The sequence below is a fragment of the Flavobacterium sp. KKT103 genome (assembly GCF_055640565.1).
The window spans coordinates 2,678,948-2,690,310 of the sequence record NZ_CM145766.1 but is presented as its reverse complement, the minus strand read 5'-3'; the positions used below and the strand labels follow the sequence as shown (position 1 = coordinate 2,690,310).

12 protein-coding genes and 1 tRNA gene are annotated in these 11,363 nt (G+C 33.7%); 6 read left to right on the top strand and 7 right to left on the bottom strand.

All coding sequences use genetic code 11. The features are described from left to right. The first annotated feature begins 60 nt into the window (after positions 1–60). Positions 61–135, top strand: a tRNA-Val gene (locus ACZ2G0_RS11545). Here the strand turns inward: ACZ2G0_RS11545 and ACZ2G0_RS11540 are convergent. The 3 genes from ACZ2G0_RS11540 to mobA form a co-directional block, all read right to left on the bottom strand. Continuing rightward, positions 126–1,649, bottom strand: coding sequence for a recombinase family protein (locus ACZ2G0_RS11540; protein ID WP_470307789.1), 1,524 nt, complete (start codon positions 1,647–1,649; stop codon positions 126–128). The genes ACZ2G0_RS11545 and ACZ2G0_RS11540 overlap by 10 nt on opposite strands. Further along, positions 1,633–1,788 (bottom strand): hypothetical protein, encoded by a 156-nt coding sequence (locus tag ACZ2G0_RS11535; RefSeq protein ID WP_470307788.1) that lies wholly within the window; start codon positions 1,786–1,788, stop codon positions 1,633–1,635. Before ACZ2G0_RS11535 ends, ACZ2G0_RS11540 begins: the two co-directional genes overlap by 17 nt. A gap of 484 nt (positions 1,789–2,272) precedes the next feature. Then, positions 2,273–2,704, bottom strand: coding sequence for a conjugal transfer protein MobA (gene mobA / locus ACZ2G0_RS11530; protein ID WP_470307787.1), 432 nt, complete (start codon positions 2,702–2,704; stop codon positions 2,273–2,275). A 650-nt stretch (positions 2,705–3,354) separates the two neighbouring features. Here mobA and ACZ2G0_RS11525 point away from each other — a divergent pair. Then, a complete protein-coding gene (locus ACZ2G0_RS11525) occupies positions 3,355–4,038 on the top strand; it encodes a nucleotidyl transferase AbiEii/AbiGii toxin family protein (protein ID WP_470307786.1) in 684 nt (227 codons plus the stop codon). Between the two features lie 40 nt (positions 4,039–4,078). Beyond that, complete coding sequence (locus tag ACZ2G0_RS11520; RefSeq protein WP_470307785.1) at positions 4,079–4,393, top strand: DUF6922 domain-containing protein; 315 nt, start codon at positions 4,079–4,081, stop codon at positions 4,391–4,393. A 112-nt stretch (positions 4,394–4,505) separates the two neighbouring features. On the opposite strand, the gene ACZ2G0_RS11515 is transcribed toward ACZ2G0_RS11520, so the two are convergent. The 4 genes from ACZ2G0_RS11515 to ACZ2G0_RS11500 form a co-directional block, all read right to left on the bottom strand. Beyond that, the gene (locus ACZ2G0_RS11515; RefSeq protein ID WP_470307784.1) at positions 4,506–4,958 is read right to left on the bottom strand and encodes a hypothetical protein; all 453 of its coding nucleotides are present in this window, start codon (positions 4,956–4,958) and stop codon (positions 4,506–4,508) included. Between the two features lie 789 nt (positions 4,959–5,747). Next, a complete protein-coding gene (locus ACZ2G0_RS11510; RefSeq protein ID WP_470307783.1) occupies positions 5,748–6,101 on the bottom strand; it encodes a hypothetical protein in 354 nt (117 codons plus the stop codon). Between the two features lie 21 nt (positions 6,102–6,122). After that, entirely contained in the window at positions 6,123–7,751 is a 1,629-nt protein-coding gene (locus ACZ2G0_RS11505; protein ID WP_470307782.1) for a hypothetical protein, read from the bottom strand. Further along, positions 7,748–7,924 carry a hypothetical protein gene (locus ACZ2G0_RS11500; RefSeq protein ID WP_470307781.1) on the bottom strand — a complete coding sequence of 59 codons (177 nt, stop codon included), beginning with the start codon at positions 7,922–7,924 and terminating at the stop codon, positions 7,748–7,750. The genes ACZ2G0_RS11505 and ACZ2G0_RS11500 overlap by 4 nt, the downstream gene beginning before the upstream one ends. Before the next feature lie 172 nt (positions 7,925–8,096). Here ACZ2G0_RS11500 and ACZ2G0_RS11495 point away from each other — a divergent pair, with 172 nt between their 5' ends. The 3 genes from ACZ2G0_RS11495 (at position 8,097) to ACZ2G0_RS11485 (ending at position 11,363) form a co-directional block, all read left to right on the top strand. Then, on the top strand, positions 8,097–8,486 hold the full coding sequence (locus tag ACZ2G0_RS11495; RefSeq protein ID WP_470307780.1) for a helix-turn-helix domain-containing protein: 390 nt from the start codon (positions 8,097–8,099) through the stop codon (positions 8,484–8,486). A gap of 104 nt (positions 8,487–8,590) precedes the next feature. Continuing rightward, entirely contained in the window at positions 8,591–8,842 is a 252-nt protein-coding gene (locus ACZ2G0_RS11490) for a hypothetical protein (protein WP_470307779.1), read from the top strand. Between the two features lie 175 nt (positions 8,843–9,017). Beyond that, a complete protein-coding gene (locus ACZ2G0_RS11485) occupies positions 9,018–11,363 on the top strand; it encodes a type I restriction-modification system subunit M (RefSeq protein WP_470307778.1) in 2,346 nt (781 codons plus the stop codon).

Sequence of the window (11,363 nt, the reverse complement as noted above, 5' to 3'; positions counted from 1 at the left end):
AATAATTTAAAAATATGCTTGCAAATGTAAATTCTAGTCTTATATTTGCACACACAATTAGGGCGATTAGCTCAGCTGGTTCAGAGCACCTCGTTTACACCGAGGGGGTCGGGGGTTCGAACCCCTCATCGCCCACTTTGAGGGATACTTGAAAAAGTATCCCTCTTTTTTTGGTATATAAGGTATCCCTTTTCCTCCATTTTACTGGCATTATGCGATAACATATCTATCATTGTAGGTGTTCGATAGATACCATTTTGATAGTATAAGTTCTTGTTGAACACCATGTTTACAAACTCTCTTTTCTGCAAGGTATCTGATTCTGTATAGACATATCTCATATCGGATAACATATCAAGATTAGCATCTAAAAATTCAAAAACTTTTCCGTGGTTAGTACTAAGTCTTTCAATAGCCGTTTGGAGGTTTAAAATTTGTGAACTGTAAACTGGATACCATCTATCATAAGTATCTTTGTTTATTTCGTCTTTAAACCATTTTTCTTCAACCGTATTGAGTTTCTGCTGTACTTCATCGAGTTCCTGTTTTTTCTCTAATGCTTTTTTCTTGTTAACTTTCATTTCATCCTCAATTGTAGAATAACAATTATTTCTGATTCCTTTGATATTGGTTTCAGTGATACTCATAAGGTCACAAGCATTTAAGAACTGCTCATGTGCCTTAATAGCACTGATATTATTATGCTTGGAATGTTTGCATTTGTAGTAGTAAAAGTATTTACCCGATTTACCACGTGACGGCGCACCAGTAAGCGGAGCTCCACAATGACATTTTAAAACGCCCCTAAGCGGAATATCATCATCTACGGTAACTTTCACTTTATCTTCCTTCTTCATTTTGCTTTGTACCATTTGCCATGTTGTTTTATCGATAATAGCTTCATGGATTGCTGGAAAAAGTCCTCCTGGCAAATCTTTGAAAGCTTCTACTCTGACAAGACCCGCATACACAGGGTTTGCAAGCACACGGTCAAGAGCCATATTACCCTTTCTATCAAAACCTAATTCATACGCTTTCTCCTTGATTCTATACAAAGGCACATCACGAAGAAACATATCATACACAATGCGTACCACTTTAGCTTCCTCTTCGTTTATTTCAAGATGACGTTGCTTGCCTTCTCCGACTTTACTATAGCCAAAAGGTTTTTCTCTTGTCAAGAATCGCCCTTCTTTTGCTCGGGCAGTATACAGTCCACCTCGAACTTTTATACTTCTGTTGATATTATCTTCTTCAGCAAGTAGTAATTGTAAACCCGCCCTGAAAAAACTTCCTGGAGTATCATAATCAAAAGTGATTCCTTCTGTTACGCTAACAATTTGGATGCTGTATTTTTTTTGAAATTGCTTAACCATATTCATGGCTTCGCCTGCATCTCTACTAAAGCGGTCTAGCTGATCCACAAGCAAATAATCTACCGATTTATAATGCTTAGCTATAAAAGTTTGTAATTTTATAAAATCGGGACGATCAAAAGTTTTGGCACTTTTACCTCTATCTATGAAGGTATCAACCAATTGAATATTGTGATGTTGTATATATTGATCGGTGTATAATTCCTGTCTTTCAATTGAACCATTACTTTGTCCCAATTGGCTAAATCTCAAATATCTAATCGCTCTCTTCATAAACTTGTCTTAATGTAATTGACACAATAATCTCAACCAATAAATTTACAAATTTTTCTTCTTTTTCTCTTTCTATCTCATCATAAATTTTTGAGATAATTTCTTCTTTTTCAGTAGTTTCCTTTTCTAAATTATCCATTTTACCCTCCTTACTTTAATAAAAATTTTTAAATAGTTTTAAAATTACCCTTGAATTTATAAAATAGATTTATTGTTTTCCATCTAATAGTATTCAAAGGAAGTGTTTGTCGTCACATGGCTTATTAAAGCCAATTTTTTAAAAATATTTTTTTTAGTAAATAAATACATTCCCTTTCTTTGGTCGGGAAAGTATTTATTTAACCAAAGAGGTAGTTGCAATTTGGTAGATAAACTCCTTTCCAATACATATATCTACCAAAACGCAAGTCATTAATAGGAGGGTATTTATTACCCTCTAATTAGAATCTTTTTTGCTACAAATGAATTAGCATTATTACCGTTTTCTTTGCTTTGTTTTTTTCTTCATCTTTTTGGCAAATGCTTCTCCTTCTTCATAATCCTGTCCTTGATCTTGGGGAGGTAATCCACCCAATACCCCAATAAAGCTTTTCGCCCCTGCCAATTTTAACTATCATCCGCTTTTATTTCTTAAGATGTTTTGTTTCAAAATCGTCCGTAAGTTGTATAATCTTTTGGCATAATCCTACCAATTCAGCAGTTTGCTTTTCCAATCTGTACAGATAGGCAGACGCTTTTTTTTCTGTAAAATTCCTGTACAGGAGTTTCACAATTTGGTTATAGTTCACACCGATAGCCCTGAACTGACCTGATAAGGTGGTCAAGCGCATGTAGTAATCCATTGTTGCCTTGTCAATTTTGATTGTCTTAATGGTTTTCTGAAAAACACAGGCAGTAATATAGTGCGCTTTTACATTCATTCCTGACTGCTCAAAAAGGGAGAGGAAACGGGAATTTTCTTCAGCGGTAAAACTGATAGAATAGCGAAACACAGCAGGATCTTTCTTGGGATGTCTACCACCTTTATATGTATTAGTTTTGTCATTACTTTCCATAAATTCAGCTTAGGTTCATTTTTTTTTTAAATTGAAAAGCAATATATTTCACTCTGGTCAATTAATGTTTGATGTTGTATCGAATGGCAGTATTTGGCTTTTCGTTTCCACATCAGATAGAAATAACCGCTATAGAAAATTTAAATTTTTCTTTAATTATTTTTCCCATTATTAAAGTTAAACAGTCGATACTGGTTTTATTTAGGGGCAAAGCTATCTCCATGTTTTTAACGCAAGTGCCAAGGCCAGGTCTTGCAGGTTTTTGAAAAAATCTCCACCCATTCGGGTAGTATTTTTTCAAAAAGCCTTGTCACTTGCTATACATTTCGATTTGCTGTCCCCGAAATAAAACCAGCATACTCCGACTCTTTAAACGAATAAAAAAAAAGTCAATAGGATTGGGTCGGATGGATAATTGGAATGGAAGATAGGAATGGATGAAATAAAACTGCTCCTCCTCTCATTACCGAATAAAAAATGCAAGGGTCAGTTTTCGTTTTCCAAAGAGTTTATCTGACAAGCTTCACACAAACATAAAACCGACTATATAGTAGCAGGTATAGCGACAAGAAAAGCCAAATACTGCCTATGAAAGCCACTTTGTAAACATGCTCCATTTTCAGGATTACTTTTTCTGAAAATTTTAGATTATGTTACATAAAGAAACAGTCAGTAAGGAAATGTGGGAGCTTCTCCAAAAGTTAATGAAAGATGAAAAACTAAAAGATTTTAATCTCGTGGGCGGTACTTCGCTGAGTCTTCAGATCGGACACCGCTTAAGTATTGATATTGACTTGTTCACTGTAAAGGATTTTGATGCTCTGGCTATGTTAGGCCACCTAAAAAAATCACATTCTTCTTTAAAAGTCGAAAATATAGATACAAATACGCTAATGATAAAAATAGGCAGTATAAAGGTTGATATCCTTACCCATAAATATGCCTGGCAAAGCCCTGTACAGACTATCGAAAATGTGAGATTAGCATCCATACTGGACATCGGAGCGATGAAACTTCACGCAATCTTTAGAAACGGCACTAGAATTAAGGATTTTGTAGATATGTATTTCCTTTTAGATCATCATCCGCTGAAAAAGTATTTGGAATCTTATCAAAGAAAGTACAATGGAGATCCTGCTTTGGCTCTTGTTGGATTAACTTTTTTCGACAACATTATAAAAGAATTTGGCGTTAAGATGCTCAAAACAAAAGAACACAGATGGTCAAAAATATCAGACAGATTAAAACAGGCTTCGCTAAATCCTGCCAAGGACTTTGCAATACCTAAAATACCTCCTCCAAAAAGGGGCAAAGGAGGAGGATATAAGCGTTGAAAGCTTGGATAATTAAAAACAATTCATTAAATTTAATGCTATGAATCTAAAAGATAAAATGCCGGCACCTGATTTTGAATCCAGCTTTTTTTGGGATACAGATATAGATAAGCTTAACTGGCAGAAAGCTTATAAGGCAGTTATTGCCCGTATCGTAGAACGTGGCGGTCAGCAGGAAATTGATGAGCTTGTGCGTTTCTATGGATATGATAAAGTAATTAAGGCAGTCCGTGATGAGATTTATTTCCTTCCTAATTATGCCATTGACCGAGCTTTAAGATTCTTTCCAGAACTTAAAAAGGAAGAAATGTACTGTTACCTGAACAGAAAAGATAAGCCTTATCATTGGATATAATTCAAAGTAAATGAAAAAGGAATACGGCTAATCCGTATTCCTTTTTTAATAACCAATACTGTATCATTATTTTAAGATAATTTTCTTAAAAATTCTATATAAAATTTTCTAATTACATGCGTAATTTTGGTTTTGTATTTTCAGTTTTTCTTTGTGTTTGAAAGTCCTCTTTTTCTTTGACCTCGTTAAAATGAGTATGACGCATACCTTGGCTTATCGTTTTGCCTTTTTTAATTTTTCCTTCTTCTGCTGATTTTTTCTTTTCAGAACTAAAAACCGTTTTTACTGAACCCATTATATCGGAAGGTTTTGCATGTTCTTTTTCCTCTGGAATACGTTTTGTTCTGAAGAGACTTAACAATTCTGAAACTTTAGGCAGTCCTATAGGCGTCGGGTTTTTTAATTGTCTTATGAAATTTGAAATAAAATTAGAAATTGGGTCTCCACTTTTGTCTATCTGTACAAATAGCTTTTTATCACTTTTATCAAGTTTCTCTTGTTTAGCTTTTTCCGTTATCCTTTGCTCAGTCTTTTCTTTTTCCTTTGGCTTTTTTATTTTTTTCATGATGCCTTGTTTTTATAAAACAAAGTAACCCTATAAATTTATAACTTTTCCATCCTGTCCTTTTTTGGCTTTGTTTGTCTTTATTTGGCGTAGATAGTAAAGGAAGGATTTACGTTTTATATAAACCGCAAATAAATCATAATTATGCCTAGATTATTTTATAAATTGGCGTTTGTATTTTCATATATCTGGATTTCTGTATAACTGTATCTGTGTAAAACTAGATTTCTATACAAGCGTATTTCTGTACAACTTTATCTCTGGATAACTTGATAAGTATATTTCTGTATATCTGGATTTCTGCATATAAATAAAAGCGTTTTTAAATAAAAGTATATATATGTAAAAGCGTTTGATGTGTGCAAATTAACCAACCTTACAGTTTATCGCGGTTCTTATACCATACAATAAACTACGAAAGCTTGTGCCCTATACCATATTGCTTCAAGATATTTTACCACGATAGGATATCAACAGGTAATGAGACTGAAATAAATATCGGCATGGCAGTCTTACGTTTATTCAAAAATGATAACCATAATGATTCATGAAAACTAATGATATTATTTTCCTTTTAGGCATTCTATTTTAAAAAGGGTATCAACCCTTTTCTATAAAATCCATTTGGTAAAAAGTTACCGCGAAGGTAACAGCAAGTTGTGTTTTGAGATGCTGAAAATGAATTCAGCATCTCAAAACCACTTGCCCCTGCGGGGGCTGGAAAACGCCTCCGAAGTCGGCGTTTTATTAAATTTGTAAATGGAAAAAGGTTAGTTAAGAATATGATTATTACTTATTGATAATCTCATGTTCTTTTCTTGAATCAGCAGGAAATAATATGCTTATTTCATTTAGCAGTTCAAATTCATCAATTGGGAATAACTGAAAAGCAATTCCTAGTATCAGCCCCACATCAATTGACTGATTTTTAATCGTAACTGGGACTTCTGCACTATCTTGGTCAAGAGCCACAATACATAATTTCATCAGGTTTCTAATAACCGAGGCAAGTTCTAAATAATCGAATACTCTAATTTCAACAGTATATAAACCGCTTTTATCTTCGGCTGGTTTTAAGGTACGCAAACACATGTCCGTTATTCTCTTGATAGTTTCTAAGGTTTCAATTTCATCTGTTTTCATAATTTTTATTTTTAAATCGATTCATCCATTGTATAATTCTTGCTCAAAGCTCAATAAGTCCGTGTCTTCAACAACTATATTATGCAATTCATCCATCAGTTTCTCTACAATAATATTCATCTGACCCACTTCTTCTTTGCTGAGCTTTGAAAACTTATGATGTAGTATCATGTGTCTATCTAAATAAGGAAAGAAATCAGTCCAGAATTGCTCTATTAAATAATTATACTTTCGTATGTCGGCATTTGCATAGATGCATAATTGCCATAATGTTTGATTAGAAAGATAATTAGGCAGGTAATAGGTTTTTACAAAAATGTATGTCCTGCAAAAGGATATAAAAAATATTGTAAAAAAGTATTCTAAACCTTGATAGTTTTCTTCTGCATTATTGGCTATTGTGAAAAATTGCTGGGCAATATCTTTGGTTGGCTTGTAATAAAAATGCAGATCAGCATGGTAAGGATTATGAGGTATCTCCCAATGAAATTCTGGAAGATATTTACTGGATGAATAGGTAAGGTATTTGCTTTGTACAATATTGTAAAAGAAACTTTGATTTTGATACAGGTTTGTTTGTAACCATTCACGGCTGTGACTTAACAAAACAAAATCATATTTTCCGCCAGTTTTACTTTTTAAGGATTGGGTGAGTTGTTTTAATTTTTCATTACCAACACCCATTGCAATAATCATCAGATAATAAGCTTTTTTTTCACCGTAATTAATCTGATGATACAGATAGATATGTTCGGCTTCAACCGACTTTAATATGGTTTCTATTGCAGTGCTGAGAATTATATCTTTAGGTTTCTCATTAATTTGACATGAAACTTCATGTTTTGCAAGTAATCCTTTTTTTATCAGTTTCTTTAATTCGTCAAAACGCTCTACTATAAGGCGATATAGACTTTGCTGGGCAATTCCAACTGCTTCATACATTTCTTGTTTATAAATTGCCTCATCATCGGCGGTTGCTTCTTTTGCTTTTACAAATAAATCTGTAAGATAATATTTGTTGTAGCTGATTCTTACAAAGTATTTTTGAATTTCAGGAATGTATTCTATAAGATTACTGATCCTTTCATCTAAGCTTATCAAAGTAGATTTATTTCCGCAGTACAGCTCTTCTAAATATTCAAGATCATATTCAATCAGTCTTGCATAGGATGTAAAAACACTATTTGAAGTACCTTCTGAAATAAGATTTTTAACTTGGCAATTATGAAGATCATGATCGTGATAAAAATTATCTTGATACAGATTGAACCTTTTCTTGTATTTATTCCATTCCCTTGTAATGAAAAAAGAATCTTGCATAACTTCATTCTGATAAATAACAGCAGACTGACGACAGTAAAAAGCAATAAAGTGAAAACCTAAAGAATAATGATGACGGAGTCTTGAAGAGCAGACAAAATAGACAGCGATCTGAAAGTTTTTTTTAACTTTTTTAACCCATTTGTTTTGCTGAAGCTTCTGTGCATCCATATTTTTTTCAATATGAATAACAAGATACGAAAGCACACAAGAGGGTTGTTTGGTAAAAAACATCTGAATGATAGTATATTGATTAGCCAATTGTCTTAAAATATCTTCCAAATACTCGTTTTCGAGTTTTGGTAATGAAAGTTTTTCTAGCGTTTTCATAAGTTATTGTTTTTGTGGTTCTTATCAACTTCTTCTAATATCGTCAGGAAATAACCTGATTTTCCTGACGTATTTGCCTCATATAATGAAACTGCAGTTATGCCCATAAAAACTCGGAGTTTTGGAATTGCAGACTCCAATACTTTTTGCTGTGGTAATTGATTTGTACTCATAATTTTACTTTTTTTAATTGTTACATAGCCGAAAAATTGTATTTTTGTTTTATACACAGCAAGTAAGCAATAGATTGTACCGTACCGAATCATTTTTGTCTGTATCCTACAGCACGGAATCTGTTTTTTACGGATCACTTAATTTTTCATTCCTAATTATTATCTTTGAACTATGAGTACATTAACAAAACCAAATCATATAGGGCGAAAAATCAGCCGTATTCGTGAACTAAGAGACATGAAACAGGAAGCCTTAGCACAAGCCTTAGGAACTAACCAGCAGGCAATTTCCGCTATGGAGAACAGCGAAACTATAGAAGAAGAAAAGTTAATCGAAGTCGCAAAAGCACTGGGTGTAACTGTAGAAGCAATTAAGAACTTTTCGGAAGAAAGTGTGATAAATTATTTTAATAATTACTACGATAATAAAGGACATATATTAAATTCTTGTAGCCATCTTACTTTTAATCCTCTTGAGAAAGTTGTTGAATTGTACGAACGTTTAGTGCAGGCAGAAAAAGACAAGGTTGAATATTTGGAGAAATTACTAAAAGGAAAATAACCTTTTATAAAGGATAAATTGATTCCAATAAAGAGACCTTCATGGTCTCTTTATTGCTTTTAGAAAATTCTATTTTAATACAAAAATTACAAAAATCTGACATCATGGATAAAACTATAAAACTCAGAGTTAAAAGAGAAATTAGCAATAGTAATGAACTTAAAATACTAAAATTAAAAGGTACATTAATTGCCAAAGGTTACACCGAAATTATTCACATTGCTGACGAAAATGAAGACTTTTATCTCAATTCATTTTCTACTTCTCCTGACCATAAAAAAGAAGCTGAGAATTTTGTTTTAGGGTATATTTCAGACCACAATCTTGCAGGTATGATTACCTTGATTGCCAACTAATAAAATAACTTCTAAATGAGTAATCAAAATATATAAGTACATTAATGTGATAAACCGTAAATACAAATAAGAAGTAAAGTCTATTTTTACAAACTAGGAAAATCTATATAAAACATAACTAGGTTAATAATTATGAAAATTATAGTTTTACAATTTATAATAAATTTCAAAATAAATGAATCAATCCGTACACAATAAATTAGTTTCTTTCATTTGGTCAATTGCTGACGATTGCCTCCGAGACGTTTATGTTCGAGGAAAATACCGTGATGTAATTTTACCAATGGTTGTACTTCGTCGTTTAGACGCTTTACTTGAACCAACGAAAGAAGCGGTGATGGAAGAACTAACTTTTCAACGGGACGAAGCAGGATTTACAGAATGGGACGAAAACGGATTGCGTGTCGCTTCGGGTTATGTGTTTTACAACACCAGTGAATGGACATTGCAACGATTACACGATACAGCAACCAATAGCCAGCAATTATTACAAGCCAATTTCGAAGATTATTTAAATGGGTTCAGTCACAACGTTAAAGAAATTATTGAGAAATTCAAATTGCGCACTCAAATTCGCCATATGGCTACGAAAGATGTGTTGTTGGATGTATTGGAAAAGTTTACTTCTCCAGACATCAACGTTACGCCTTTCGAAAAAAATGATAGTAATGGTAGAAAATTGCCAGCCCTAACTAATCTTGGAATGGGGTATGTATTTGAAGAATTAATCCGAAAGTTCAACGAAGAAAATAATGAAGAAGCTGGAGAGCATTTTACCCCTCGTGAAGTAATCGATCTGATGACGCATATCATTTTTGACCCAATCAAAAACAATTTACCACCTGTAATGACTATCTACGACCCAGCTTGTGGAAGTGGTGGAATGTTGACCGAATCTCAAAATTTTATAAAAGATGAAGATGGAGAAATAAAGGCAACAGGTGATGTGTATTTGTACGGAAAAGAAATCAACGACGAAACCTATGCTATCTGTAAATCCGATATGATGATAAAGGGAAACAATCCCGAAAATATCCGTGTTGGCTCTACGCTTTCTACCAATGAATTTGCTGGAACTACTTTCGATTTTATGCTATCCAATCCGCCTTACGGAAAATCGTGGGCGAGTGAGCAAAAATACATCAAAGACGGAAAAGATGTAATTGATACACGTTTCCAAATTCAACTTAAAAACTATTGGGGAATTAAAGAAGATGCTGATGCTATACCACGTTCTTCCGATGGTCAGTTATTATTTCTAATGGAAATGATTAGTAAAATGAAACCGCTTTCACAAAGTCCAACAGGAACTCGTATCGCTTCCGTTCACAACGGAAGTAGTTTATTTACTGGCGATGCGGGAGGTGGAGAAAGCAACATTCGTAGATATATTATCGAAAACGACTGGCTCGAAGCTATCGTACAATTACCAAATAACTTATTTTACAATACAGGAATTACCACTTACATTTGGATTCTAAGTAATAATAAAACTGCCAAACGTAAAGGCAAAGTGCAATTGATTGATGCTGGACAATTGTTCCGAAAACTGCGCAAGAATTTAGGAAACAAAAACTGTGAGTTCGCTCCAGAACACATTTCCGAAATTGTAAAAACCTACACCGATTTACAAGCCATAGAAAGAACCGGAAGCGAAGGCATTGCCTCCAAAATATTTGATAACGCTGATTTTGGCTACCACAAAGTAACCATTGAAAGACCAAAGCGTTTAAAAGCACAGTTTACAGCAGAGCGTATAGCAGAATTGCGTTTTGATAAAACCCTTCGCGAACCGATGCAATGGATATACGAAACCCATGGTGAAGCGATTTACACCGAAATCAAACAACACGAAAAGGCCATTACCGATTGGTGCGAAAAACAAGAACTCAACCTCAATGCCAAACAATTGAAAGCTTTAACTTCCGAGACACTTTGGAAAAAACAATTCGACCTAATGACCTTGGGTACTACACTAATGGACGCCGTAGGAACGGAGCAATATAGCGATTTCAATATTTTCAAAGACAAGGTAGCCACTTCGGTAAAAGCCAATAAATTAAAAGTAAGTGCTTCGGAATTAAATGCCATTTACAATGTCATTTCATGGTACAATGCTGATGCGGAAAAAGTTATAAAAAGTATCATAAAACTAACAGGAGACAAACTAAACCAACTCTTAGAAAAATTAGATTGTACCGAAAAGGATTTGCCTAATTATGGTTTTTATCCAACAGCTAAAAAAGGCGAATATCTAACCTACGAAACCGAAAGTGATTTGCGTGATACTGAAAATGTACCGCTAAAAGAACCGATTTACAATTACTTTTTACGCGAAGTACAACCACACGTTTCAGAAGCTTGGATCAACTTAGATGTAACTAAAATTGGTTATGAAATTAGCTTTAACAAATATTTTTACCAACACAAACCCTTGCGTAGCATCACGGAAGTGACTAATGATATTATCGACTTAGAAAGGCGAAGTGATGGATTGATTGCAGAAATATTGGCTTTATAA